This is a genomic window from Blautia aquisgranensis (genome assembly GCF_040096615.1).
In the GTDB taxonomy this organism is placed as follows: domain Bacteria; phylum Bacillota; class Clostridia; order Lachnospirales; family Lachnospiraceae; genus Blautia_A; species Blautia_A aquisgranensis.
The window spans coordinates 37106-63465 of record NZ_JBBMEJ010000018.1 but is presented as its reverse complement, the minus strand read 5'-3'; the positions used below and the strand labels follow the sequence as shown (position 1 = coordinate 63465).

General features: G+C 45.0%; 22 protein-coding genes. 3 read left to right on the top strand and 19 right to left on the bottom strand.

Going from position 1 to position 26360, the window contains the following annotated elements; all coding sequences use genetic code 11:
* Positions 1–382 precede the first annotated feature (382 nt).
* The 10 genes from WMO28_RS13730 to WMO28_RS13685 form a co-directional block, all read right to left on the bottom strand.
* Positions 383–1753: a putrescine aminotransferase gene (locus tag WMO28_RS13730; RefSeq protein WP_178641999.1), complete on the bottom strand. Its 1371-nt coding sequence runs from the start codon at positions 1751–1753 to the stop codon at positions 383–385.
* A gap of 274 nt (positions 1754–2027) precedes the next feature.
* Positions 2028–2783 carry a prolyl oligopeptidase family serine peptidase gene (locus WMO28_RS13725; RefSeq protein ID WP_178641996.1) on the bottom strand — a complete coding sequence of 252 codons (756 nt, stop codon included), beginning with the start codon at positions 2781–2783 and terminating at the stop codon, positions 2028–2030.
* Between the two features lie 114 nt (positions 2784–2897).
* Complete coding sequence (locus WMO28_RS13720; RefSeq protein WP_178641993.1) at positions 2898–4142, bottom strand: substrate-binding domain-containing protein; 1245 nt, start codon at positions 4140–4142, stop codon at positions 2898–2900.
* 73 nt (positions 4143–4215) lie between these two features.
* On the bottom strand, positions 4216–5241 hold the full coding sequence (locus tag WMO28_RS13715; protein ID WP_178641991.1) for an ABC transporter permease: 1026 nt from the start codon (positions 5239–5241) through the stop codon (positions 4216–4218).
* Positions 5238–6278, bottom strand: coding sequence for an ABC transporter permease (locus tag WMO28_RS13710; RefSeq protein WP_178641988.1), 1041 nt, complete (start codon positions 6276–6278; stop codon positions 5238–5240). The genes WMO28_RS13715 and WMO28_RS13710 overlap by 4 nt, the downstream gene beginning before the upstream one ends.
* Entirely contained in the window at positions 6266–7822 is a 1557-nt protein-coding gene (locus WMO28_RS13705) for a sugar ABC transporter ATP-binding protein (RefSeq protein ID WP_349057329.1), read from the bottom strand. The genes WMO28_RS13710 and WMO28_RS13705 overlap by 13 nt, the downstream gene beginning before the upstream one ends.
* 155 nt (positions 7823–7977) lie before the next feature.
* Positions 7978–8985: a sugar ABC transporter substrate-binding protein gene (locus WMO28_RS13700; protein WP_349057328.1), complete on the bottom strand. Its 1008-nt coding sequence runs from the start codon at positions 8983–8985 to the stop codon at positions 7978–7980.
* Entirely contained in the window at positions 8982–10790 is a 1809-nt protein-coding gene (locus WMO28_RS13695; RefSeq protein WP_349057327.1) for a cache domain-containing sensor histidine kinase, read from the bottom strand. The genes WMO28_RS13700 and WMO28_RS13695 overlap by 4 nt, the downstream gene beginning before the upstream one ends.
* Positions 10791–10793: 3 nt before the next feature.
* Complete coding sequence (locus WMO28_RS13690) at positions 10794–12386, bottom strand: response regulator (protein WP_178641976.1); 1593 nt, start codon at positions 12384–12386, stop codon at positions 10794–10796.
* 266 nt (positions 12387–12652) lie between these two features.
* Complete coding sequence (locus WMO28_RS13685; RefSeq protein WP_349057326.1) at positions 12653–14953, bottom strand: extracellular solute-binding protein; 2301 nt, start codon at positions 14951–14953, stop codon at positions 12653–12655.
* A 142-nt stretch (positions 14954–15095) separates the two neighbouring features.
* On the opposite strand from WMO28_RS13685, the gene WMO28_RS13680 reads away from it, so the two are divergent.
* Positions 15096–16343: a uroporphyrinogen decarboxylase family protein gene (locus WMO28_RS13680; protein WP_349057325.1), complete on the top strand. Its 1248-nt coding sequence runs from the start codon at positions 15096–15098 to the stop codon at positions 16341–16343.
* Positions 16344–16590: 247 nt separating this feature from the next.
* Here WMO28_RS13680 and WMO28_RS13675 read toward each other — a convergent pair whose 3' ends face one another.
* The 4 genes from WMO28_RS13675 to WMO28_RS13660 all read right to left on the bottom strand — a co-directional run bounded on the left by WMO28_RS13675 (position 16591) and on the right by WMO28_RS13660 (position 19623).
* On the bottom strand, positions 16591–17229 hold the full coding sequence (locus tag WMO28_RS13675) for a corrinoid protein (RefSeq protein ID WP_015526633.1): 639 nt from the start codon (positions 17227–17229) through the stop codon (positions 16591–16593).
* 152 nt (positions 17230–17381) lie between these two features.
* Positions 17382–18197 (bottom strand): methyltetrahydrofolate cobalamin methyltransferase, encoded by an 816-nt coding sequence (locus WMO28_RS13670; protein WP_015526634.1) that lies wholly within the window; start codon positions 18195–18197, stop codon positions 17382–17384.
* Between the two features lie 14 nt (positions 18198–18211).
* Positions 18212–19261, bottom strand: coding sequence for a uroporphyrinogen decarboxylase family protein (locus WMO28_RS13665; protein WP_178641954.1), 1050 nt, complete (start codon positions 19259–19261; stop codon positions 18212–18214).
* 35 nt (positions 19262–19296) lie between these two features.
* Positions 19297–19623: an L-rhamnose mutarotase gene (locus WMO28_RS13660; protein ID WP_349057324.1), complete on the bottom strand. Its 327-nt coding sequence runs from the start codon at positions 19621–19623 to the stop codon at positions 19297–19299.
* 332 nt (positions 19624–19955) lie between these two features.
* Here WMO28_RS13660 and WMO28_RS13655 point away from each other — a divergent pair, with 332 nt between their 5' ends.
* Together WMO28_RS13655 and WMO28_RS13650 are read left to right on the top strand one after the other, a co-directional pair.
* Entirely contained in the window at positions 19956–20375 is a 420-nt protein-coding gene (locus WMO28_RS13655; protein ID WP_349057323.1) for a PPC domain-containing DNA-binding protein, read from the top strand.
* A 268-nt stretch (positions 20376–20643) separates the two neighbouring features.
* On the top strand, positions 20644–21723 hold the full coding sequence (locus WMO28_RS13650; RefSeq protein ID WP_349057322.1) for an NAD(P)H-dependent flavin oxidoreductase: 1080 nt from the start codon (positions 20644–20646) through the stop codon (positions 21721–21723).
* 86 nt (positions 21724–21809) lie between these two features.
* Here WMO28_RS13650 and queF read toward each other — a convergent pair whose 3' ends face one another.
* The 5 genes from queF to WMO28_RS13625 all read right to left on the bottom strand — a co-directional run bounded on the left by queF (position 21810) and on the right by WMO28_RS13625 (position 26262).
* Complete coding sequence (gene queF, locus WMO28_RS13645; RefSeq protein ID WP_059086405.1) at positions 21810–22304, bottom strand: preQ(1) synthase; 495 nt, start codon at positions 22302–22304, stop codon at positions 21810–21812.
* Between the two features lie 43 nt (positions 22305–22347).
* A complete protein-coding gene (gene queC / locus WMO28_RS13640) occupies positions 22348–23064 on the bottom strand; it encodes a 7-cyano-7-deazaguanine synthase QueC (protein WP_256164017.1) in 717 nt (238 codons plus the stop codon).
* 19 nt (positions 23065–23083) lie between these two features.
* Entirely contained in the window at positions 23084–23752 is a 669-nt protein-coding gene (gene queE, locus WMO28_RS13635; protein ID WP_173741559.1) for a putative 7-carboxy-7-deazaguanine synthase QueE, read from the bottom strand.
* A complete protein-coding gene (gene queD, locus WMO28_RS13630) occupies positions 23749–24198 on the bottom strand; it encodes a 6-carboxytetrahydropterin synthase QueD (RefSeq protein ID WP_349057321.1) in 450 nt (149 codons plus the stop codon). Before queD ends, queE begins: the two co-directional genes overlap by 4 nt.
* Before the next feature lie 408 nt (positions 24199–24606).
* On the bottom strand, positions 24607–26262 hold the full coding sequence (locus WMO28_RS13625) for a YecA family protein (RefSeq protein WP_349057320.1): 1656 nt from the start codon (positions 26260–26262) through the stop codon (positions 24607–24609).
* Positions 26263–26360 lie beyond the last annotated feature (98 nt).

Below are 26360 nucleotides of genomic sequence, written 5' to 3'. Positions count from 1 at the left end.
CAGCTCAGTTATATTACCATAGGGTTTTATGCTTGTCAACCATAAAATTCATTTTTTTTCGATTATTTTGTTTTTTTATTTTGAATGAGTAATTTCGGTATTTCTAATACAATTAATAGAATTCCCAGCTTGAGGGCACTGACGCACGTCACACTTTCCGTGTGGACAGCGCAGGGGAAGGCCATCTCAAAGTTCCGTAAGCCCGAAGGCCCTCCGCCGCTCACAACACAACTAGGACAGGACGCGCATCCGCGTCCGCTTCCGTCCCTCACCCCATAAACCAACAGCCAGGGAGATGGAATCTGTCCGGCGTCCGTTCGTTAATACAAAAAGAAAGAACGCCACAAAAAAAGCAGCGTCCTTCCATCCATCAACACTTCTATTATAATTCAAAAGCCTTCTTAGTATCCGCAAGTGCCTCATCCATCCTGGAAATAACATCCTTAATATCCTGCTCAGAAATAACAGCCGTAGGCTCAAACCGGATCGTTTTTGCATTAACAAGAGTACCCGCAGTCATAACACGCCTTGCAAACAATCCCTTCGCAGTTTCATAACCAAGCTCACAGGTATGGAACTCAACCGCAAGCATAAGACCCGTACCACGAACCTCCTGGATAACCTCCGGATACTTTTCAGCAAGACTCTGAAGACCAGCCTTAAGAACCTCACCCTTACGCTTGCAGACACCCGGAATATCATTCTCAAGCATATATTTAATCGTAGCGATCGCAGCCGCACAGCAAACCGGGTTGCCACCAAAGGTCGGAGAACCAAGAAGCCACGGGTTATCAATCAGATCCTGAACCCACATCTTCGGCTTACAGATAATACCCGTGATCGGCATGATACCACCACCAAAAGCCTTACCATAAGTCATAATATCAGGAGTAACACCCTCAGCCTCACATCTCCACATTGTACCGGTACGACCCATACCAGTCTGGATCTCATCGAAGATCAGAGCAACACCAGTCTCGTCGCAGATCTCACGAACCTCCTGAAGATAACCAGCCGGCGGAACGATAACACCAGCCTCACCCTGGATTGGCTCAAGAATAACACCCGCAACCTTTTCACCAACAGCCTGCAGATTCTTGATTGCTTTTCTTACATCCTCGGCAACACCATACTCCACATGCTGAACCTGCTGCACCATCGGAATATAAGGAATACGATAAGTACTCTTACCACCCATGGAAATGGCACCCATGCTCTTACCATGGAAAGCACCAACAGTAGAAATGAACCATCTTCCGCCGGTAGCGATACGCGCAAGCTTCAGAGCCATCTCAACAGCCTCGGCACCACCGTTTGTAAAGAAACAATACTGAAGATCCCCCGGTGTGATATCCGCAAGAGCCTTTGCAAGGTATCCACGGAGAGGATCAAGCAGCTCCTGGGAATGAAGCGCCTGATGATCCAGCTGCGCTTTTACAGTTTTCAGGATCTCAGGATTTCTGTGGCCACAGGTGTAGATACCAAAACCGCCAAGACAGTCGATAAATTTTTCCCCATTCAGACCATAGCAGTAAGCACCTTCATCCTGCCACTCAAGAACTGCACCCTGTTCAGAGTCAGAGGATACAGATTTACGGTATTTCAGCCAGCCCGGGCTTACGTAATTGTCGAAATGATCGATGGTATCGGCCACCATCTGTTTCTTCTCCTCTGCAGGAATATCTTTCATATCTGTGTTGATCAGTCCGATCACTCTGTCAAGATCTTTGATTACCTGTTCACTCTTTGCCATAATACATTCCCTCTCTTTCTGAACCCTGAATCAAACGGATATTTACAGTCCGCATTTGCTACCTGTTCATAACCGAATAACTACTCCGTAGTTTATCGGTTAAAAAATAAGCGCATCTGCTGTATTTCTACAACAAATGCGCCTTTGCATTTCTTTAACTGCGATTGTTTTTTTGAATTGACTACATTGTACTCCGGTTATCCCGCCCCGGCAATTCTTAATTTCTGGCTGTTTATGATTACTTTCTGGTAGATATACTTGTTTTTGAGTATTTCTACTTCTCGACCTCCTCAAAATTCTTCATAATATACTCCACGATCGGCGCCGGATCCTCAAGACTGTGCGGATGATGATCACAGTCCGGCTTCACGATCACTTTGATCTGTCCGCCATTTTTCTGATAGTACTCCGCCAGATTTGCGCCATTCTCTTTATACGGCACAACACTGTCCACCGCACCGGCCACCAGCATGATCCGGATTCCCGCTTTCAGAAGCTGATCCATCTTATTCAGCGGATTTCCTTTAAATTCCAGGGCATTCTCATCTGTAAGATGATAAACAGCTTTACACTCTTCCCACTCCTTCGGATAACGCTCACTAGCGCCATAACCGCCTGGCCAGCTGGTAACATTCATAACCGGAGCATCCAGATACAGTGTGGAGATCGTTTCCGGATTTTTTACAGTATAATTCACAGAATAAAGTCCGCCACGGCTGAAGCCAAAAAGATCTGCTTTTTTGCTGAGGCCTTCTGTTTCTGTGATATATTTATAGAACATTTCCATAAGCTCTATAGATTCCGGGCAGCCATACATATCGCTGATCATCATATATGCAATATGCCAGCCCTCCTCAAGAAGAGCTCTGTCCGCATAGTCAAACGCTCCGAAAAACTCAGCACGCCATACCCATGGTTTACCAGGATGCGCTTCTTTTGGAATCACCAGGATACACTCATGTCCATCCAGTTTGAAATCTTTTCTCTGATAGCCTTCCCATTCAGAAACCTTTACTTCCTCTGCATTCATTCAGATATCCCTCCACTTTACTTTATAAAATTCTCCTGCTTTATCAAAATGCCGTCCCCGCAAAGGAGACGGCATTTCTTATCTGCTCGCGCAGTCTTATTTACTTTGATCCGATTACCACTGGCATGGCTCGAAGTCTGCTGTGTTCTCAGATGTAACAACATCTGTTCTCAGATAGTTTACACGGTTTACATCAATACCGCAGAACCACTCAGAGATTGTACGAACTGCAAGACCAGCATCACCCTGGCAAGTCTGATAGGACATACCATAAAGTTTGCCATCTTTTACAAGGTCAAGACCCTGTTTGGAGATACCGGCTGCAACGATTACGATATCGTCACGTCCTGCTGCCTCACAAGCCTCAGCTGCACCGATAGCCTGATCAGAGTCATCTGCAAGAACGATAGCATTTAAGTCGTCACCGTATTTTGTGATCCAGTCAGATACGACCTGTTTAACCTTGGAAGCCTCAAATCCAGGAGACTGAATATCAAGAGTTTTGATGTCCGGATATTTCTCAGCAAGCTCTGTCATAGGTCCGTAGCAACGTGCATAGTAAGGAGATCCACCTACGTTATGTGTAATGTAAGCAACTCCGCCTTTTCCTTCCATCTTCTCGCCAAGCATATCGGCAAGTGTTCTCATCTGGTACCAGTCATTCGGGCCAGTATAGGAAAGGATATAGTTCATAGCTTCTGCTTCTGGTGTTGTGTTTACACAGAATGCCGGGATTCCAGCGTCTGTAATCTTTTTAAACTGCTGTGTTGCATGGTCTGCGGAAAGCGGAATCAGTGCGATCGCATCCGGATGCTCGTTGATCGCCTGGTCAATGTAGCTGTCCTGGTTTCCCTGATCCCAGTTTGGATCATAAACAGTAAGTTTCATTCCAACTGCATCGCAAGCCTGCTGGAAAGCATCTGTATAGCAGGTTGTCCATGCATGTGCACCATGTACGATCAGGATGACTTCTTTGCCTTCCTGTCCATCTGCAGGTGACTCAGGGAATTTCGCATCATTGGATTCATCCCAGTCAAGATACTCTTTATAATGCCAGTGGTTGGCATCTGTCTCTTCGTAATTTTCTTCGCAGTATGCAGCATCTCCGTCTACTTCCGGAATATCAAAGCTGAGCGGCGCTTCCATCATAAGATGATTATCTGTTGTTTTTAATGTTTTCTCGGCTTCCTGCAGTTTGTCATAAGAATCCTTCGCTGCATCCGGAACCTCTACTGCTTCCTCTTCTGCTGCCTCTGTCTCAGTTGCCTGAGCATCTGTGTTCTCTTCTGCAAATGCTACAGACCCCGTACCCAATAACATAGCACCACATAACAGAACCGCCAGTCTCTTTTTCATCATGTTTTCTTCCTCCTTATACATTATATAGTTTTTTTATTATTAAAAGCTCCCTCCGCTTTTAATTTCACACTGATTATTTTGCGCTTTTCATTTCTTTCAGGTGTTCCAGATGAAGATTCGGACGACGTCCAAGAATCTTATCTTTGTTGTATTTTGCAACAGTCTCATAAATCAGGCAAAGTACAAGTGCCGCACCGATAACCAGTACCTGAAGCTCTGTGGATTTGCAGAGAGATTTCAGGAATGCGATCATCAGAAGAGAAATGTAAGTCCAGCCTACGCTTCCCTTGCCACCGTAGATGTCTGTTCCACCGATAACGGTTGCTGTGAATGCCATATAGAATGGGGAGATTCCTTTTTCACCCATTGTTACGTTGGCAGCTCCGGAATAGATTCCGTTGAGGGCTCCGCCAAGACCTGCTGCAAGTCCGGAGATAATAAATGCTGCGATAACAACACGGTCGCTGTGGATTCCTGCCAGCCATGCTGTTTCTGCATTTCCACCTACCATATGGATATTTCTTCCAAGTCTTGTATAGCGAAGGATTACGATTACCAGGATTACAAAAAGTGTAGTGATGATAAAATACGTCGAGAACGGAAGGAATGGAAACAACTGATTATTCAGCTTCTCATTCAGATCATAATCTCTTCCGATACTCAGCTCACTTCCGTTACAGTATACATACATGATTCCTTTCAGAACCAGCTGCATACCGATACTTGCGATAAATGCATGAATCTTGAGTTTTGTAACAAGCAGTCCCATGATCAGACCATTTACAACGCCCATCAGCGCACCGATGGCAATGCAGATCGCCCATGGAAGCTTCTGATTGCTGTGAAGTCCCAGTGTCAGAAGCGCTGCAAAAGTTGACATGTACATAACCGTCATATCCATATGTCCTGCAATAAGAACAATGGTAAATCCAAGTCCCAGCCAAATAACAAGGCTTCCGTTACCTGTAACTGCCCGGATGTTGTAGGCTGTATAGAAGTTGTCCACAAACAGTCCACAGAAAAGTACGATCGCAAGTAATAAAAATGCTCTGTTTTTGTTGATCATTGCTGCATTCAGCTTAAATTTCTTCTCCATCATGCTTTACCCAACTTTCTGTTTGAATGTGTGTTTAACCATACGATGAACAGGAACACAATACCCTGAACAAGATACTTGGTGTAAGTTCCAAGACCGATCCAGGAAAGAATGTTGTTGAGGATACCATAGGCAAGTACACCACCAAAGGTTCCTACAATACTTCCTTTTCCACCACTTAAGGAAACACCACCAAGAAGGATCGCGGTCAGAGCATCGAAATCATAACCGGTTCCGTTTTCGTAGGAAGCACATTTTCTGAGAGCTGCATAAAAGATACCAGCTGTTGCGCTGCAGAGACCATTGATCACATATGCGATAATGATCTGTTTTGTACAGTTGATTCCTGAAAATTTCGCTACTTCATAATTGGTACCGATGATCTTCAGTTTCTGTCCGAATGCTGTTTTTGTATGGATCACCCAGGAGATCACGAACATGACCAGCATGACGATCGCCATAAGGGAGATCGTTCCGCCAATGTAGGTTCTGGAGATCGCATAAAATTTCTCAGCTGAAGACTGCATGCTCTCTTTCGCGATGTCCTCTGCGTAGAGCATTTTTCCCTGCCATACCACTCGTATGACACCGGATATCAAAAGGTTTACCGCCAGGGTCCAGATGATGGCATTGGCTCTCATCTTACCGATCATGAAACCATTGATCAGACCGATCAGTGCACCTGCAAGAAGTCCTGCGATGATAGATCCCACAAATCCAAAATTGATACACTGTACTGCCATAACACCGCCGAAGGCCATGGTGATCGGCACAGACATATCTGTCATATTACCGGAATATGTAACATAGAAGAGTCCGGCACAGACCATACCGGTAAGTGCAACTGCTTCCAGGATAGACTGGATATTGCTTCGTCCGAAGAACTGGCCTTTGGAAATGATCATTCCCAGAACGATCAGTCCTGCAACGATGATCCAGATTCCCAGCTGATTAAAGATCAGGCTGGCTTTGTTGATCTCTGTTTTTCTTGTATCTACCTTTGGAGCGGCAGTATTTCCATTTTTATTTACTTCTGACATGATACGAACTCTCCCTCCCCATTAGCTGCGATCAGTATTGAATTTTCTGTCATATCTTTTTTCTGGATCATTCCGATAGTATGACCTTCTCTTAAGATCACGGCTCTGTCTGCCAGTCCTACAACCTCCGGAAGGTCAGAAGAAAGAAGAATTACAGAGTTGCCTTTTGATACGTAGTCTTTTACAACGTTGTGGATAACCTGCTTGGCATTTACATCAACGCCTCGTGTCGGCTCATCCAGGATCAGGATATCAACACCTGCTGCCAGCCATTTGGCCATCAGCACCTTCTGCTGATTTCCACCGGAGAAGCTGTTTACCAGACGGTCTCTGTCTGCCGGGTAAACACTCATCTCATTGATCTTCTCATCAATAAGTCCGTTCAGTTTTTTCTGGTTATAAAAAATACCATTGGAATTCTGATCAATGATACAGGAGGTTACGTTGTCTCCGACTGTCTGGTTCAGTGCCAGACCTACAACCTTACGATCCTCTGTCAGATATCCAAGTCCTCCGTCGATCGCTTCGCCAAAGTTCTTGAAATGTGTTTCTTTTCCATGGATATAAACTTTTCCGCCGTCTGCCTTATCCACTCCGATCAGAGCTCTGGCGATCTCGGTTCTTCCTGCTCCGGCAAGTCCGCAGATGGCAAGTACTTCACCTTTATGAAGCTCGAAGTTTACGTGGTGGAAAAATCCCCAGTGTGTATAATCTTCAACCTTCAATACAACTTCATCCTGTACCATGGATTTATGATTCTCATAGAAATTCTTTACCGGAGTTCCTACCATCATCTCAACCAGCTTGTCCGGATTCGTATCAGATACTGCACAGGAGCCTACCAGCTTACCATCTCTCATAACTGTAACATTGTCTGCGATCTCAAAGATCTCTGCCAGATGATGGGAAATATAAACCACTGCAAGCCCCTCTGCCTTCAGCTGACGGATGATCTTGTAAAGGCGTTCAACCTCATCGCTGGAAAGAGCGGATGTGGGCTCATCCATAACAATAATGGATGGATTAAAACCAAGAGTTTTCGCAATCTCGACAAGCTGTGCTTCGCACTGACTGATCTCAGAAACATCCATAGTCGGATCAATATAATCCAGTCCAACTCTCGCGAGAAGCTTCTTTGATTCTTCGATTGCTTTCTTCTTATCTACAAAAATACCTTTCTTCGGAAGTCTTCCTACCAGAAGATTCTCATAAATAGAAATTCTTCTCGCAAGAGAAAGTTCCTGATATACCATTCCGATTCCGGCTTCCTTCGCCATTGTCGGTGAATGCAGAAGCTTCTTTTCTCCGTTGATGTAGATATCTCCCGTATAATCGTTAAACAAACCGTTCAGCATTTTCATCAGGGTGGACTTTCCCGCACCGTTTTCGCCCATCAGTGCATGCACTTCCCCTTTTTTCACACGGAAATCTACCTTATCAACAGCCAGTGTACCTGGAAAACGTTTTGAAACTTTTTGCATATCCAGAGCATATGCCTGTCCCGTGCTGTTTACTCCACTGCTCATATTTATCTCCTTTCCCATGAATGACACCTCCGCCAATGTCAGTTCACCTTCCTGAGTAATAAGTCCGATCATTACGAAGTATTTATTAGTATAATAAGAAAAACCGATGAAAATTGAAATTCAATTTTTTCATCGGTTTAGTCTTATTTTTCACATCAGATATTGTTCATTTTTTAATCTAATACAGGGCTGAAATAGCTGTCTACATTCTCCTTTGTAAGGCTCACCACAAGGTTTTTGTACCAGAGACGCAGAACCTCTCCGTCAGCTGCTCTTTTTGCACAGCTCCAGGCATATTCTGCCTCGTATTCCGGCGGCTGGGTGACAAGTCCGTAAATTTTCCCCTCTCTCACGGCATCCATATACTGCTGTTCATTTCCGATCCCGATTATCTGAATCTTATTTTCAAGCCCTCTTGCCTTAAGCATATCATATATTCCCATCGCCATATTGCTGTCATGACAGTAGAACACATTGATATCCGGGTTCTGCGCCAGCAGGTTCGACGCGGCAAGACCTGCTTTGGCTTTTGACCAGTTGGCTTCTGCGATACCTACTACCTCAATATCCGGATAACTTGAAATATACTCCAGGAATGTCTGGGTCCGGTAGATCTGCGGATCTGTACCCTGGGTTCCCTCAATGATCCCTACTTTTCCTTTTTTTCCATTCAGGCATTCCACCACCAGCTGACCTGCCAGATCTGCCTCCTCCGACATGCTTGCGCCGACATATGTGGTAATATATTCTGTTGATACCGCATCCATCTTCATGTTCATATTGATCACCGGTATCCCTGCATTTCTGGCCTCTTTCAGCACATTCAGATAGGATTTTGCATCTACAGGACAAAGAATGATCGCATCTACCTTATTCCGGATAAACTCCCGCATCTGTTCTTCCTGCTCTTCTACATTCCACTCTGCATACCGGATGTCAAGTGTACAGTCTGTATCTTTTTTTGCCACCTCAACAAGAAGGGTTCCCAGCGCATACTGATAGCTTGCCTGACTGGATGCAAGTGTTGCTCCGATAACTTTTTTCTTCGTCTGTTTCTGTACTGTATTCTCTGCAGTCTCTGACCGGACTTCTGTTTTATAATGAACGGTTATCGCAGTTATCAGCAGCAGTGCTGCTGCCGCAAAAATAACTATCTTCTTTTTTCTGTGGATCGTTTTCATCTGCTGCCTCCCTCATCATATGGAAGAATATAAGTCACAGTTGTTCCCACACCCTCTTCTGACATATAGCTTAACCCATATCTTTTTCCAAAACGGAGCTGAATCCGTTCGTTGACATTTTTTATGCCAATTCCGGAACCGCTGATATTCTCAGGCTCTATTTCATCAGACAGAATCTTCCGACATACCTCCGGCGGCATTCCGCATCCGTCATCGCTGATCTCTATGATCAGGTCATCTCCCCGGCGGAACGCCCGGATGGTGATCTTGCCACTTCCACGTTTCTTTTTGATTCCGTGATAGATACAGTTTTCCACAACCGGCTGAAGGATCAGCTTGATTGTTCTGCACTTTTCCACACCCGGTTCCACAGAGATCTCATATGTGAATTTATCCGCATAGCGCATGCTCTGAATAATGAGATAATTTTTTACATGCTCAAACTCACGTTCCAGCGTGATCTCCTCATTTCCTTTATTCAGTGAAATCCGGAAAAGCTTGGCAAGTGCTTCCGTCATCGCTACGATATTGGAATCATTAGTCTCTGCCATCCATATGATGGAATCCAGCGTATTATACAGGAAATGCGGATTGATCTGCGCCTGCAGAGCCTGAAGCTCATATTTTCGCTTATCCTCCTGTTCCTCAATGACCTGCTCTTTAAGGTTCTGGATTCGGTCCAGCATCTGATTAAATTTTTTTGACAGATGTCCGATCTCGTCATCTGTAAGGATCTCCATTCGCTGATCCATATTATCCGGACTGACCTGTGCTATATGCTTTTCCAGTTTTTTCAAAGGCTTTACTACACCTGTAAGTATCCGGTTGAGAAGGAGTAATGTCACGATCAGTATGATGCCAACCGTTGCGATCATCACACCACTGATCGCCATTGTCTCTGCAAGTACAGATTTATACGGTACCATGCTTACCAGAGTCCATCCGGTCGTTTCCATACCTGTCTTTGTGACCAGATATTTTTCGCCCTTATAAGTCAGATTGAAACTGTTTTCCTTCGCCTTATCCAGTGCATTCTTCAGCTCCTGCCGGTTTTCCTTTTCATCAAAGGCGAAGCTGTCTTTTCCCGTCTGCTGTTCATAGACCAGCTCTCCCTTTTCATTTAAAATACAGAGAAAATTTCCCTGTTTCTCCTGAAAGGTATTACAGATCTCAGCGATCTTATTCAGGTTCAGATTAATCAGGATCACTCCTCTGAACGTTCCGTTCTCATAACTCTGCACCTCTCTGCTAAGAGAGATCACTTCGTCATCTGTATTAAAAAAAGCATGCCGGTTAGGTCCGGTGATGATCGCATCCTGCGGGTTCGCAACGGCTCTTGCATACCAGTCCAGCTTGGAATAATCCTGAGCCACTTTCTGATAGGTGTACATGGATCGATTCAGGATCATTTTTTTCTTTCCGAAGATCATAATAGAAGAAATATCTGCTCTTGAAAGAAGCGTGTCGCTGAAAGCCTGTGCACTCATCTCATAAGAACGCATATTTTTTCCGATTCCGCTCTCTTCGTAATCATCCTCTTCTTTTATTACTGTTTCCAGATAATCCTGAAGATAATAATTATAGTTTACGTTTTTTGCGATCGCATCTACTTCTTCCAGATAGCTGTTCAGATACGCCTCCATGTTTATCAGATTTTCTTCCTCATAATTTCCTCTTTCATTCAGGGCTCTGGAGTGAAATATCATATAAAAACCTGTGACCATAATGCACATAGTAGCAATGATCAGGATCGCGGTCTGAATCAGCGCACGGTTCTTCAGGCTGTTTTTCTGATTTTTTTTCATGGTCTACTCCTTTGCACGGAATTCAGAAGGAGACATTCCGGTATATTTTTTGAAAGAAACGCTGAAATAATGAGGATTGGAAAAGCCTGTCTCATAAGCGATCTCGTAGGTTTTCATATCTGTGGAACGAAGCAGCTGCATGGATTTTTCCATTCGGACATCTGTGAGATATTTTACAAAATTTGTTCCTGCTTCTTTTTTAAAAAGCCCGCTTAAATACCCAGTGCTGACAGATGCAAATTCTGCTGCTGACGTAAGGGATATCTCTGCATTTCTGTAATTTTTCATTACGTAATCCTTTACTTTGTCAATTACCTGCATTCCGCTGTTTGTCTGTGCGGAATTCATCTGGTCGCGGATATCGCAGGCAAACCGGATCAGCCCGTCCTCCAGCTCCTTCAGTGAGCTGTACTTGTCAAATTCCTGATAAAGGGTAAAGCCTCTGTTCCACATTTCATCCGGAACCTCCTTCAGACCCGCCAGCTCCCGAAGAAGGGAGTTCATTGCTTCCATATAGATAACCTTAACGTTTTTTCCGGAAAGAGAACCGTCCTTTCCGTTTACGTGAAACACAGCATGTACTGCCTTTTCGATCTCTTCCGTGTTTCCGATCATGATGCTTTTTGTCAGGCGATGAAGCTCCTGGTGTGGATAATAAAAAGATCTCTCCAGATAATTCAGATCTTCAATATCATAAACATTATTACTTCCCAGCGAGTATTTGCACTCCAGCGCTTTCTTCGCATTCCGGTATGCCTGATTCAGCTCCTCCACGCTTTCGGCACTTGTTCCCAGTGCACAGGTTGTTTTCAGACGAACCGTATTATAGATGGATTTCTGAATAACGCAGAGTACATCGTAAATGAGATCATGCGTATCTACATCCAGCTTTCTGCACCGGCACAGGATCACGATTCTGTCCTTTCCATCTTCAAAAACATAATGATCGTTTCCCAGACATTCCTTCGCAATATTTCTGGCTGCGAACAGATAAAGATCGTAATCGGTTCCTGAAATATCCTCCATATCAAGATCCATGACCCCGATCTCATAAGGTCCCTGGCTCAGATCAAGCTGAAGACTTTTTGCCCGTTCCAGATAAAGCTTCAGATTCCGGTCTGCGGAACAGACGATCTTGTTCAGGGTCTGCTCCTGTAATACCGGCAGACTCTGTCGAAGCTGGTTTTTCATGGACTGCACATACTGTCTCTGGCTGTTTTCTATATGAAGCTTTTCGCAGATCTCCTTCATTTCTTTGTACAGGCTTTCTGCTCCGATTGGCTTGAGAATGTAGTTTTTTACCCCAAGCCCCACTGATTTCTGTGCATACTGAAAATCCTCATGTCCGGTGAGGATCACAACATGTATCTGCGGATATTCCCTGGAAAGAATCTCGGTCAGCTCCAGGCCGTCCATAAATGGCATTACAATATCTGTAAGAACAAGATCCACATGGTTTTTCCGTATGATATCCAGTGCCTCCTGACCATCCTCCGCCAGAAAAATCTTTGAGAATCCTAATGATTCCCAGTCGATGATTTTTTTTACACCGTTGCGGATCAGCGGTTCATCATCTGCTATCAGAAGTGTATACATTTTCCCCTCCCCATCCATGCACGCTCCCTGTACCGGAACATTTAATCTCTTCCGTTTCTGCACAGGTTCAGAATCGTGTCTTTTATCATTTTTGTTTTATATGGTTTTTGTGTGTTTTTCCTGTGTATTTTCGTGGTTTTTCGTTGATTATACTATATTTTCACAAATGGTTCAATTATTTCGTCCGTTAGTATATGTATTTCTACCATATGCTTTGTTGTTTTCTGGTTTTTTCTGTGCAAAAAAAATCCCAGTGCTCAGGCCAGTCATTTCCGAAAAATCTCATGGACCGTCGGATACCCATACATGCGAAACAGATGATCTGCTTCTTTCTGGGCTTCTCTTAAGGCCTCTTCTATCGAAGTGTTTCCCTGATATACGCTACGCAGTGCCTGGCACAGAATTCTTTCGATCTGCTCCACTGGAATGATCAGCCGGTTTTTCCGGTACGGGCTGTTCCGTCTTCTTGAATGGTGAAGACTTTCTTCTGTGCTGGACAGCCACGGATACAGCTTCAACAGCTCACTGTTATGATACGGTTCCATGGATGCAGACGCTCCGTTCAGGATCGTCAGATACAGGTTCGTGTCACTGCTGCACAGCCAGGAAAAGAACTGAAACACTGCATCTCTGTGTGTGGAAAAGGGATTCAGTCCCAGATTCCAGCCCACACTGGCCGGAGTTTTTCCGGGAATCATACTGGCGGCAACACGGCCGGAGACATTCTCCTTCACCCGACGGTTAATTCCATAGGCAAACTCCGAATATGTGATCAGCATAGCCGTCCGTCCCGCACAGAAATCATCTACTGTCTGCGTAATAGACCGGTTCATGTCCTGCTGTGGTATGTAACCAATTGTCTGCAGAATACTCTCAAAAGCCATCCTGTTCTCTTTTGTATGAAAGGTCGGTCTGTGATAATTATCCCACAGACTTCCGCCACATGCCCACAAACGGATCAGGATCTCCGGTGCCAGCTCCTCATCGATCGCTCCCGCAAAAGAAGCTCCATATACTGTCGGCGAGGAGGGATTTTTTTCCCTGGTAAAAAAGGCAGCTACATCATTAAACTCCTTCCACGTTCTTGGTGCACGCAGAGAAAACAGGCTTCGCTTCTGATACTCTGCCTGAAGCTCTCTGCTTTCAAACAGATCCTTCCGATAAAAAAGCAGCTGGATTCCTCCGATGACCGGAATTCCGAAATATCGTCCGTTCACCTGACAGTTCCGAAAACCTGTCTGAAAAAATTTCTCTTTCCGGAAATCATCACTTTCTATAAAAGAAGAAATATCCGCAAGACACATATTCTGAACCATATATTCCAGCCAGGGAACGTCATACGTATAAAAATCATACGCCTGCGTCAGTGCATCTGTAGAATCTGATATCATGGAAAAAAGCTGGTCCTGCGGAACACAGTGAAACTCCACTCCGATTCCTGTTTCTTCTTCGAAATGTCCGGTCAGCAGCTGCAGCGCACGGATCGTAGGATTGTCCACTGCAAGAAAACGTATTTTTTCCTTAAAAGCTGTCCTGTGCGAACTGTTCTGTTTTTTCATCTTCGGTGGAAGATTCAGCTTTCTGCTTTTTTCAGAAAAATCAATCTCCCGGATCGTCTGCTCATACAGTCCCGGATTCTGAATATTTTTCAGAAGTATCTTTGCGGCCTCCTCTCCCAGACTTGTACTGTTTCTGGAAAGCTTGAGCACGCCGTCATTCTGGCTGATATTGATCCAGGATTCTTCGGAACAGCTGATCAGGACCACATCCTCCGGTGTACGAAGACCACAGTATTCCATTGCTGTCTGGATTCCATATGTGATCTCACGACTTGTAGAAAGCAATACCTCCGGCGGATTTTTTGAAAAATATTTCATAAAACTGTTAAAAGCGTCTTCCCTTGTAAAATTCGTCTCGCAGATCCGATCCGGTGCCAGTATTTCTCCTTCTGCTTCCATAATGTCCCTGCATGCCTGAACATAGCTTCTCTCGGAGGAAAATTCCAGCGGGCCGCATGCAATACCAATATCCCGATACCCCTTTTCCAGCAGCTGGCTGACAACACCGTAAAATGTATCATAATGCCGGAATCCCACATAATTACAGCAGATCGAATCCGGTTCTCTCTCAACAAAAACCGTCGGAATCTGATAGTCCATGATGTGGTTCTGAAAAAAAGCAGTATTTCCGGGCTGTGCCGTCATTATGATAAGACCTGCGGAATTCTGCGTGATAAATTCATCGATCTTTGTACACTCCACATCCGCCGAATCATTGGAAAAAGCAATATTGATCGAATATCCCTGTGACTGCAGGCAGGAAGAAATCCCGTCAAAAAGACCTGCATAAAACTGGCTCCGCATTCCCGGAAGAAGTACGCTCACCATATTGCTGGCTTTCTTTTTCAGATTTCTGGCTGAATAATTTGGAATATATTTCAGCTTCTCCACTGCATCCATAATCCGCGCGTAGGTTTCCGGACGCACTGCTTTTTTTCCGCTTAATGCACAGGAAACAGTAGCTATGGATACACCTGCTTCCTGTGCAACATCTTTTAATGTGATCATTGTGTGCCTTTCGTAATTCAGTAAATTTTGTAGTAAAACGTTTAGATTTTTATTCTGGTATCCTTATTGAAAGCTGCTCTTTTTTTTCTCATAATGTACGTATAAAAGGCGAATACTTAAAAGAAAACAGGAGGTAATATATATGAAAATGACACCAAGAGAACGTGTAATGGCATCGATCAATCATCAGAATCCAGATTCGCTTCCTATGGATCTGGGAAGCAACGTAAGCGCCGGAATCAGCGGTATGGCTTACGGGAAATTAAAAGATTATCTCGGAATCAAAACCGGACACAACCGTATTTATGATGTTGTCCAGCAGGTTGCACAGCCTGAGATCCAGGTACTTGATATCATCGGAGCAGATGTTCTTGATGTTGGTCGTGTGTTCAACACAGAAGACTCTGACTGGTACGATGTAACTCTTTCCAACGGAGTTGCCGCACAGTGGCCAAGCTGGTTCAGGCCGAGACATAACAAGGACGGCTCCTATGAATATTTTGACTGCGAGGGTACTCTCATCGCGAAGATGCCAAACGGCGGCATGTGCTTTGACCAGCAGTACTTCCCATATAAAGAAGATTATCCGGAGAACTATAAGGATCTGGATAAGGAAATGGGAAAAGTCATCTGGAGTGCCATGGTGCACAGCCCATGGGATCATTCCAATGAAAAGCATTTCTGGGAAACGCTTCGCGAAAGATGTCTTGTATTAAAGAACAGTACAGACCGCGCACTTATGATTACCTGCGGATGTAACTTCTTTGAATGGGGAACTTTCCTTCGCCGAATGGAAAACTATCTCATGGATATCTATGAGGAACCGGAACAGGTTCTCGCCCTGAACGATCAGCTTCTTGAGCGTCACCTGAAAAACCTGGAAAACACCTGCAAATATCTGGATGGCATCGTAGATATCGTCCGCTTCGGTGATGACCTTGGAATGAACAACAACATGTTCATGTCCCTGGAAAAGTACCGCACCTTATTCAAGCCGTATCATACCAAGATCAATGAGTATGTACATAAACACAGCAGCATGAAGACTTTCCTTCATTCCTGTGGTTCCATTTTCCCAGTGATCGGTGATCTGGCAGAAGCCGGCTTCGATATTCTTAATCCGGTTCAGACTTCTGCAGCTAACATGGATCCTGCGAAACTGAAACAGGAATATGGCAAAGATATCACCTTCTGGGGTGGCGGCTGCAACACCAGGAAAATTCTGAACATGGGAACCGAAAAAGAGGTTTACGATTATTGCAGACGCATGATCGATGTCTTCTTCCAGGATGGCGGATTCGTATTCAACCAGGAGCACAACATCCTCGGCGATGTTCCACCACAGAACATCATGGCAATGTACAAAGCTGTTGAAGATGCAAGAAGATAAAATTAAATTTCATATCTGTTGGATATACCGGTGCAGGATAATTATCCTGTACCGGTTTTTTATATAGCTCCGTCACCTCTGCCGTCCTGTTCCTATGTGATGATCCCTTTCAGAAACTCCAAAAGGGATGCCGCACGTGCAGAATCTCTTTCTGCATCATGCGGTATCCCTGATGGCATAGGTTTATCATAAGCGGTTGGTTGTTATAACTAAGTATGTATTACTTTTATTGCCCTGTCGGATTTCATTATGCTCCGATCAGCTGATTAGCCAGTGTTGCAGCACTTGCAGCATCCTCGGAATATCCGTCTGCTCCGATCTCATCTGCAAACTCCTGGGTGATCGGTGCTCCACCGACCATAACCTTGATATTGCTTCTGAAATCAGATTTATTCAGTGCATCTACGGCATCACGAAGTGCAGGCATTGTTGTTGTAAGAAGGGCAGAAAGAGCGATGATCTTTGTATCCGGGTTCTCTCTGTAGCACTCGATGATCTTGTCATTGGAAACGTCAACACCAAGGTCGATAACCTCGAAACCTGCACTCTCGATCATCATGGCAACAAGGTTTTTGCCGATATCATGAAGGTCTCCTGCTACTGTTGCAATGATAAGTTTACCCTTTACGCCTGTAGCTCCGGATGCAAGATGCGGTTTCAGAACTTCAACACCTTTTTTCATGGCTCTTGCTGCTACCAGCATCTCAGGTACGAAGATCTCATTATTTTTGAACTTCTCACCTACAACAGCCATGGCATCGATCATACCTTTATTTAAGATTTCCTGTGGATCGCAGCCTTCATCAAGAGCTTCCTGCACTGCTTTTCCTACCAGTTTCGCTTTACCGATTTCTACTAATTTTGCAACTTCTTCGATTTTTGACATTGTTTCTACCTCCAAATATTTTTTTATTCGTTGCGGTCAGTCTGCTGTTCCTCTGCACTCATACCAGCTTCTGCCGCATATTTTTATGGGATTCATGTGCAGAGTTCTCCGCAGGCTCTGCACACCTAAAGGGATCTTATATTATTGATCAGTTATTTTTTTACAGGACCGATCAGTCCCTCTCTGTATGCTCCGATGTACTCCATACAGTAGTCATCTTCTCCAAGAAGAGCTTCTGTTGCATAAATAAGACCAAGCATGTCTCTGTTTGTCGGATCAAGGATTCCACTGTCCAGTCCGGCATTCATAGCCAGTACCATAAACCCAAGGTTGATCAGCTTACGAACCGGCAGGTTAAAAGAAATGTTGCTGATCGCTGCTGTAATGTGAATGGACGGATACTGCTCACGAACAGAAGTGATAACTTCGATATTTGTCTCAATTCCATTCTCAGATGTACAAAGCATCTCTACCAGCGGATCAATGTGGATCCTGGATGGAGCGATTCCGTATTCTTTGGCTTTTGCCATGATCTTATCAAATACGCGAAGTCTGTCTGCTGCATTTTTCGGAATTCCGGTATCGTCACTGAGAAGAGCGATAACTTCCCATCCTTTATTTTCTTCCTGTGCCATAACAGGGAAAATCTTGTCGATCTTGTCACCCTCGCCGGATACAGAATTGAAAAGTCCCGGACGTTTACAGAATTTATAAGCCTGGATCAGTACATCAGCACTTGGACTGTCTACAGATATCGGAAGATCCGTAACTTCCTGGATACAGTCGATCATCCATTTCAGTGTTTCTACTTCCTCTTCCTCCGGTACGGATGCACAGCAGTCAATAAAAGTCGCTCCGGCTTCTGCCTGTTTTCTTGCACGGTCTTTGATAAACTCCGCATCTCTTTTTGCAATAGCCTCTGCAACAGAAGGAATGGAACCGTTGATTTTTTCTCCGATAATGATCATATTTTTCTTCCTCCCTATTCGTAGATCTTGGTTGCTTCGTCAAACAGTGCCTTGATATTGCTTGGCGGAACGTCCGGCTGTAATCCCTCATGGCTCGGGGAAACGATAAGCCCTGTCGGGAAGTAGGTACGAAGTTCTTTAACCTTTGCTGCTACCTGCTCCGGTGTGCCGTTTGGAAGAAGATCCTGTGTATCAACACCGCCGCAGAAGGAGATTTTTCCTTCGAATTTATCTTTCAGATTTGCAGGATCCATACCTGCTGCAAGTGCCTGGATCGGATGAATAACGTCAACGCCAGCCTCAATGAGAAGCGGTATAGCTTCAACAATAGATCCGCAGGAATGATATACAACTTTTACGCCATAGCTGTGTGCCAGATCGATAAGTTTCTTTGCTCCGGGAATAACGAACTCGCTGATAAGAGCCGGGCTGATCATCAGGCCTCTCTGACTTCCTACATCATCACCGATGAGGATTGCCTGTACTTTACCTTTTGTTGCCTCAAGGAAAATCTTAAGAGCTTTCAGATAAAAATCTACAATATGATCATCTACATAATGTACCATCTCAGGCTCTGCTACCATGTTCATAAGACAGGTCTGCATTCCGAATGCAGCGCAGGTATCCTGGAAGTGGCATGCCCAGAGCATACCCATAACAACTTTATCATCCGGGGCCTCATCAACAAGGCGGCGGCACTCTTCCGGATCAATATAAAGCTCCGGATCCGGCCATGGGAAGTTTACTGCTTCCACATCCTCAAGATCCTCGCACTGTGCAAAGCATCCGTCTGCTGTCAGTGTTCTGTGCTCGGTATCTACATTACTTCCATTCATGTACCAGTCGAATGCTGCAAAGATCGCAGAGCATGTCGGTGATTTGTACGGGATCTCTACAGCATAGAAATCATCTCCGCATACTTTTTTCAGTTCTTTGATATTATCTACATGATAGTAATCGCAAAGTGCCGGAACAGCCTCCGGTGTAGGATCTCCAAGCCAGCAGGCTGGTCTGTCTACCGGTTTTCTCTCTACTGTCGCGATAAATCTCTCTCTACTGTTCATGTCTTTTTTTCCTCCATATTTACTGCTTTTGCTTGTCAATCTAAGTGATAAATTTCTTCCATATCTGACCAGAAATCACCTTCTGCTCTGTCAGCAAGAGGTTCCATCAGAGGTTTTACAACGTCCCACCATCTCTGTGTCGCCGGATCTGCTGCCATCTTCGCCATATCTGCATCAAAGTCCTCGCCATCATACTCAAAATATGTAAAAAGATAATCGCCCCTGCTGTAAATCGAATAATTCTTGAGATTGCATTCTTTGATCATCTCATTTACACCAGGCATCGGATTCGCATGCCATTTCTTGTACTCGGCAAGCTTTTCCGGTTTTACCTTGATCATCTGTCCGAATCTTTTTTTCATACCTTCACCCTTTCCCTGCTGACAGTTTTCAGTTTCTTACATTCCGTTCTTTATGGAAATCATTATAAAAAAAGCCGCTGAAAATATGAATTCAATATTTTCATCGGTTTAGTCCTTTTTTTCATGTAAAAAATCTGAACATGTGAAAAATACACCTATAGCAATTCCAGAATTTATAAATTAAAAAGAAGTTGGACTGAGCATGATGCAGTAATTTCTGTAAGTGCTGTGATCTGATTAATGTAACTATTGAATAAAAACAGGAATGTATTATACTGGAATCATACTCAGACAATGGGAAAATCAAAAAATTTACAGGGAGGTTTTTTATCATGGAATACAGACGTTTTGGAAACACGATCTATCTTCGACTTGATCCGAAGGAAGAGATCCTGGAGGAGATCGGCAAGGTTGCAGAGAAAGAGAACATCCGCCTTGCACAGGTAACAGGCCTTGGTGCCATCAATGATTTCACTGCAGGTGTATACAACACCGTAACAAAGGAATACCACTCTATTCAGTTTCAGGGAGCTTATGAGATTGTTTCTCTTACCGGTACCGTTACCCGCAAAGACAGTGACGTTTATCTTCATCTCCATATCGCAGCCGGTGACGAAGAAGGTCTTGTACACGGCGGTCATCTGAACCGTGCCATCATCAGTGCTACCGCCGAGATCCAGATCCAGGTGATCGACGGAGAAATCGGTCGTGAGTTCAGCGAAGAGATCGGTCTGAATCTGTTTAAATTCTGATTTTGCCAAACGGAGTTCAGCTACAGTTTACTGCTTTACAGTTTAAGATTTCATCACACATAAAAAGGGTGAGACTACACAGCGTAATGCTGCCAGCTCACCCTTTTCTTATTCCGAAAAGCTATACCGACAAATCACCACATCTCCCTGAGCCAACCTTCCTACATATACATTGACAAATTCCCCTGTTATGATATACTTTGATAACAAAACTATTTTACATTAAAATCATTTAAAGAACGCAAATGAATGTGAGGATCTGATCATTATGAAGAATTTTAAAATCGGTGATAAACTTACGAGATTTCCCCTGATCCAGGGTGGAATGGGTGTAGGCATCAGCCTTGGCCGTCTGGCAGGCACCGTTGCAAAGGAAGGCGGGATCGGAATCATTTCCACCGCTCAGATCGGCTACCGGGAAAAAGATTTCGACCAGAATACCGAGGAAGCCAACCAGCGGGCTATCCTGTCCGAGATGAAAAAAGCACGCAGGATTTCTCCTGACGGTATCATCGGCTACAACATCATGGTTGCGCTGAAGGAGTACGCATCTCATGTAAAAGCCGCTGTCCATGCCGGCGCTGACCTGATCATCTCCGGTGCAGGACTTCCTACAGAGCTCCCTGCTCTTGTCAGCGGAAGCAAAACAAAGATCGCCCCCATTGTCTCAACAGACAAATCTGCAAAGGTTATCCTGAAATACTGGGAAAGAAAGTACAAGCGCACTGCAGACCTTGTGGTGATCGAAGGTCCCCAGGCAGGCGGTCATCTGGGCTTCCACAAAGAAGAGCTGGATTCCTATACACCGGAAGCCTACGACAATGAGATCCGAAAGATCGTCCAGACTGTAAAAAGCTATGCCGCAAAATTCGGCACGGAAATTCCTGTAGTAGCTGCCGGCGGCATCGCCACGCACGAGGATGTAAAGCATGTCCTTGATCTTGGTGTGGACGGCGTTCAGGTCGCCACCCGTTTTATCCCAACGGAAGAATGTGACGCAGACATCCGGCTGAAAGAATCCCTGATCCACGCCGCAAAGGACGACATTGCCATTGTAAAAAGCCCGGTAGGTATGCCGGGACGTGCCATTATGAATCCCTTCATGCAGCACGTCATGGCCGGTGAAAAAATCCCACACAGCCCATGCCACCGCTGCCTTGCCAAATGTTCCCCCGGCGAGATCCCTTACTGCATTACAGACAAGCTGATCGCCGCCGTAAAGGGCGACGTGGAAAACGGCCTGCTGTTCTGCGGAGCAAAGGCCTATATGGCAGATAAGATCGAAACCGTGCACGATGTGATCGCTGATCTGTTTGACACAGAATCGGAGTGCATCCGGCTGTCATAAAGATAAACCTACGCTGTCAGGCACACTAAACAAAAAGTCCCTGCTTTCATTGCTTTTCGCAGTGAAAACAGGGACTTTTTGTTTTTCTACCGGTTATCGATCTTTTCCGGGTACATGTCATGCTCTGCAAGGCGTTTCCAGGCAATCTCCTCCCATCTGGTTCCGGCCTTTCCGTAATTGCAGTAGGGATCAATGGAAATGCCGCCTCTCGGCGTAAATTTTCCCCAGACCTCAATGTATTTCGGATCCATAAGACGGATCAGATCCTTCATAATGATGTTCACGCAATCCTCATGAAAATCTCCGTGATTGCGGAAGCTGAAAAGATACAGCTTCAGAGATTTGCTCTCCACCATTTTTTCACCGGGTACGTAAGATATCGTGATCGTCGCGAAATCCGGCTGTCCGGTAATGGGACAAAGGCTTGTAAATTCCGGGCAGTTAAATTTTACAAAGTAATCGTTGTCCGGGTGCTTGTTCAAAAATGTTTCCAGTACCTCCGGAGCATAATTGTCCGGATATTTTACTTTCTGATTTCCGAGAAGGGTGATCCCTTCTTTTTCCAGGTTTTCTCTGCTCATATTTTTTCCCTTTCTATGGTCAAACGGATATTTTTGATCCGATCTATCTGTCAAGTGCCGGGTCCTTCACTCCATTGAGACGGAATGCCTCTGCTCTGTCAATACAGGTTCCACACACACCGCAGGGCTTTTCGCCGCCTTCGTAACAGCTCCAGGTCAGTTCATAAGGAACATTCAGCTCCAGGCCGGTTTTTACGACCTCTGCCTTTGTGCAGCTGACAAAAGGCGCCTCAACCTTCAGCTGGCCGCCGCTTCCCTGATAGATCGCCTCGTTGATCGCATTGTGAAACGCACTGCTGCAGTCCGGATATGCATTTCCGGCTGCATCATCCGCATGTGCTCCGTAATAGATCACACTGCAGTTTTTTGACAGCGCAATACTTGCTGCCGAGGAAAGAAACAATCCGTTCCGGAACGGCACATAGGTTGAAACCGGTGAGCCATCGGTTTCCTTCAGCTGCTCTGCATAGCTTTCGTGCGGGATCTCTCTGTCTGAATGCTTCAGCAGCGAGCAGTCACTGTACCGGAAGATTGGCTCCAGATCCAGATAAAGATGCTCCACTCCGTAATATTCTGCTGTTTTTCTGGCAGCCTCGATTTCTTTTGTGTGCTTCTGTCCGTAAGCTACTGTTAATGCAATTACATTCTCTTTTCCATATTTGTTTACGGCAAGCCCCAGGCAGGTGGTGGAATCCACACCGCCGCTTGCAAGTACAAGTGCTTTCATAGCGTTCTCCTTTTCTGCGGTATTTCTTGTTATATTGTGATATGTTTTCCTGTCATACTCCCCGTTTCTGCGGGTCCCAGATCACCTTATGAAGCTGGATCTGAAGCTTTACATCGTTGAGCTTTTTTTCCATAAGGAAATCCACGATCTCCACCGGCTGGATCCTGCCAAATACAGGGCTGAAATAAACTGCCGTTTTTCCGACCAGCCTGTACTTTTCCAGGATTTCCAGGGCTTTTTCCATATCTCTGCGGCTGCTGACCACGAATTTCAGCGTATCCTCACTGCCCAGAAGCTCCAGATTGGAAAGGAGCATCTCTTTTTCCATGCCGCTGTCCGGTGTTTTATAATCCATGGTAAAGGACGGACGTTTTTTTAATATATGATAAGGCTTCAGATCTACGCTTCCATTGGTCTCAATCTCCACCCGCTGGGATGGATCCTCCAGGATTGCCTCGATCAGCTCCTCCATCCCTTTCCGCAAAAGTGGTTCCCCACCTGTAAGTGTCACATTTTTTACACCTGCCTCGCGGATCCAGGAAAGAATCTCTTCTTTTGTCAGCCTTTCACTTTCACACCCCGGCTCATTTGCCCAGCTGGTATCACAATAGCTACACTGAAGATTGCAGCCCTTAAACCGGATAAAAGCGGCAAGCTCTCCTGCCCGTCTGCCCTCTCCGTTGATGCTGACAAATTTCTCTACAACCTGATAGGTACTCATAGCCATACCGCCTCCGTTTCTTCTTCCGTTTCCCGGTAAGCTGCACAGTTATTTGGTGTTTCGTAAACAACAGCTCTTTTTACAGGATAGCCCTTTTCTTCCATTTTCCTGAAAAAATACTCTGAAAAATTCTCTGCTGTAGGGCGAAAGGGAACCTTCACCAGATGAAAGCCTTCCTCATCCAGTGCTTCCAGCGTTTTCGGACGTAATGTATTTTCTTCATAGATCAGCGTGTGATCCATGGAATCTGCCAGCTCTCGAAGATCCTTTTTCAGATCTCCGAAGTCTAACAGCATCCCTCGCTCCTGGCCGTTTTTCTCCAGCTTCCGGCTTTCGATCTCAATCTCCACATGCCAGCGATGGCCATGGATGTTGGAACATTTGCCGGTGTAACCGGACAGAAAATGTGCAGAATCAAAATCTGCTTCTGTTTTTAACTGATACATAATTTTTTTCCTCCTTCTGGATCTGTCACACCATCCCGATATTCCATAAATAAGAAAGAATCCTGCTTGCAGGATTCTCCGCCTGCGACGGGTCGCTTCAGCGACATTATTCCTCTCCGTCGCAGTGCGATCCTGCCCGGAGGGCTTTTTTATGTTATAGGAACATTACGGAGTAATTTCCTATAACATAAAAAAGCCGGTATTACCGGCCGTGATTCGGTTAAAGTAAAAAAAGGCAGACCCGCCACGAGTCTGCCCTGATTCTCACATCTTCTTCAGCCCTGGTTTTATTTATAGACAGGATGGTACAAACGAACTGTCTTATATTAATTCGTATGATATCCCGGCGATACTATCTCAAAAACTCAGCTGTATCAGCTCCGGAACCACTGTAAATTTTCTGCAGAATTATCTTCTTCCACAGCACTTCTTATATTTCTTACCGCTTCCGCACGGACACGGATCGTTCGGGTAGATTTTTCTTGCAGATGCCGGCTGCATCGGCATTGCTGTCGGCACAAAGCTGTTCGGCATTGCAGTGTGCGGCTTGCCTGTGGCAAACGGCCATACTGCTCCTGAGATCTCATTCGGTGTGTAACCGCGGAATTCCAGCATTCTTGTGTTATTGTTTGCCTCCATGATCAGCTTTGTAAATTTCTCAAGCTGCTCATCGTTAAACTGGATCCCCTTCTGGTTCAGGTTTTCCATGATCGCTGACATTCTGCCATCCATGGAGCATTCTTTGTAAATAAAGAACAGTACCTGATCCTTCACTGCATCGGAAACCTTCATCTCATCCAGCAGGAATCTGCCCAGTCTCTGGTAAGAAGCAGATTTTGTCGGATACCCGTTTTCGGAATAATCTAGGATCTCATCTACAGACGGAATATAGAATTTCCGTCCACCCTGACGTCTCTCGATATCCTTGTAGATGTTATTGACCAGTGCGGATTTCAGGATCAGCTGATCCTCCGCAAGCTCACAGATACAGGCCTTCTCCGGAATGGTATGATACAGCTCGATGAAGCTGTCATATCCGATGTCAAAGCCTTTTCTCTGCTTAAACATCTCATATACTGTCTTCGCCGGTGCAGATACATACAGATAGCTTACCATAATAAGGCAATCCTTCAGCCAGTTTACCTGGCTGCGAAGTGTCTGGAACTCCGGTGTATTGATCTGATCGTAAACAGCTACAACCTCTGCCGGAACTTCTGCGTAATCATCACTGTAGGAAACAAGGTAGCCCATATCGTTCAGCCATTCTAACGTATTCCACTCATCCTCTGCAACATGGAAGCATTTTCTCTGAATAGCTGCCTCAAAAGCCAGTACCTCCTGATCGTCTGCTACGAGGAAGTTTGCTTTCATAACCTCCGGTTTAAGAACCTCTGCGGCAACCTTTGCGGCAATCTCTTCCTGTTCCATTCCCTTGCAGTGAAGTCCAAGCTCGCCTGCAATGCTGAGAAGGTCTTCTTTACGATAGGACATAAGGAAATCTTTTACTGTAGGATTTCTTCTGCTGCCTGTGGCTGCCTCATCTGCTTTTGCAGCTCTGGCTGCTGCCTCTACTGCTGCTACTGTTGCAGCAATGTCTTCCGATGCTTTGACTGTTTCCGCCTCAGTTTCAACTGCTGCAGTGCATTCCAGCTCCGGTGTCTCTGTCCAGTACGGATCATCCTCACCCTTTACTTCTTTTACAATAGAAGGAGCTTCTGCTGTTCCCTCATCTTTCTTCTCAATGTCAACTCTGTATTCCGGGGCTTCCTTATCCGCACCATACTGACGGAAAGTAAACCATTTCTCGGAATCCATAAGCTCCGCAGTCTCTGTCTCGCCTGCATTTAATAATGTGAAATTATTCTTTGCTTCTCCGTCACCATTCTCACGGATCTGTACTTTTTTCTGAAAAAATTCAATCTCATATAGGCTGCCTGCCGGATACTGAACCAGTTTCTCAAGCATGGCTGCCATTCTTGCAAATGTAACGTCAGCCGCAACAGTACAGCGTCTCCATACCGGCGGTTTCGTTCCTTTTCTTGTGATTTTTAACTGATAAAACATTCCTGTGTTCCTCTCCTGTAAATATATGCCGGATCAGGAGACATACACAGCTCCTGACCCGGCGTAAGCAACTTCCCCTATGTTATACAAAAATAGAG

Bases quoted from the DNA above. Each gene is read 5' to 3' on its own strand.
- WMO28_RS13730 (WP_178641999.1), bottom strand. From the start codon at position 1,753: ATGGCAAAGAGTGAACAGGTAATCAAAGATCTTGACAGAGTGATCGGA.
- WMO28_RS13725 (WP_178641996.1), bottom strand. From the start codon at position 2,783: ATGAATGCAGAGGAAGTAAAGGTTTCTGAATGGGAAGGCTATCAGAGA.
- WMO28_RS13720 (WP_178641993.1), bottom strand. From the start codon at position 4,142: ATGATGAAAAAGAGACTGGCGGTTCTGTTATGTGGTGCTATGTTATTG.
- WMO28_RS13715 (WP_178641991.1), bottom strand. From the start codon at position 5,241: ATGATGGAGAAGAAATTTAAGCTGAATGCAGCAATGATCAACAAAAAC.
- WMO28_RS13710 (WP_178641988.1), bottom strand. From the start codon at position 6,278: ATGTCAGAAGTAAATAAAAATGGAAATACTGCCGCTCCAAAGGTAGAT.
- WMO28_RS13705 (WP_349057329.1), bottom strand. From the start codon at position 7,822: ATGGGAAAGGAGATAAATATGAGCAGTGGAGTAAACAGCACGGGACAG.
- WMO28_RS13700 (WP_349057328.1), bottom strand. From the start codon at position 8,985: ATGAAAACGATCCACAGAAAAAAGAAGATAGTTATTTTTGCGGCAGCA.
- WMO28_RS13695 (WP_349057327.1), bottom strand. From the start codon at position 10,790: ATGAAAAAAAATCAGAAAAACAGCCTGAAGAACCGTGCGCTGATTCAG.
- WMO28_RS13690 (WP_178641976.1), bottom strand. From the start codon at position 12,386: ATGTATACACTTCTGATAGCAGATGATGAACCGCTGATCCGCAACGGT.
- WMO28_RS13685 (WP_349057326.1), bottom strand. From the start codon at position 14,953: ATGATCACATTAAAAGATGTTGCACAGGAAGCAGGTGTATCCATAGCT.
- WMO28_RS13680 (WP_349057325.1), top strand. From the start codon at position 15,096: ATGAAAATGACACCAAGAGAACGTGTAATGGCATCGATCAATCATCAG.
- WMO28_RS13675 (WP_015526633.1), bottom strand. From the start codon at position 17,229: ATGTCAAAAATCGAAGAAGTTGCAAAATTAGTAGAAATCGGTAAAGCG.
- WMO28_RS13670 (WP_015526634.1), bottom strand. From the start codon at position 18,197: ATGATCATTATCGGAGAAAAAATCAACGGTTCCATTCCTTCTGTTGCA.
- WMO28_RS13665 (WP_178641954.1), bottom strand. From the start codon at position 19,261: ATGAACAGTAGAGAGAGATTTATCGCGACAGTAGAGAGAAAACCGGTA.
- WMO28_RS13660 (WP_349057324.1), bottom strand. From the start codon at position 19,623: ATGAAAAAAAGATTCGGACAGATGATCAAGGTAAAACCGGAAAAGCTT.
- WMO28_RS13655 (WP_349057323.1), top strand. From the start codon at position 19,956: ATGGAATACAGACGTTTTGGAAACACGATCTATCTTCGACTTGATCCG.
- WMO28_RS13650 (WP_349057322.1), top strand. From the start codon at position 20,644: ATGAAGAATTTTAAAATCGGTGATAAACTTACGAGATTTCCCCTGATC.
- queF (WP_059086405.1), bottom strand. From the start codon at position 22,304: ATGAGCAGAGAAAACCTGGAAAAAGAAGGGATCACCCTTCTCGGAAAT.
- queE (WP_173741559.1), bottom strand. From the start codon at position 23,752: ATGAGTACCTATCAGGTTGTAGAGAAATTTGTCAGCATCAACGGAGAG.
- queD (WP_349057321.1), bottom strand. From the start codon at position 24,198: ATGTATCAGTTAAAAACAGAAGCAGATTTTGATTCTGCACATTTTCTG.
- WMO28_RS13625 (WP_349057320.1), bottom strand. From the start codon at position 26,262: ATGTTTTATCAGTTAAAAATCACAAGAAAAGGAACGAAACCGCCGGTA.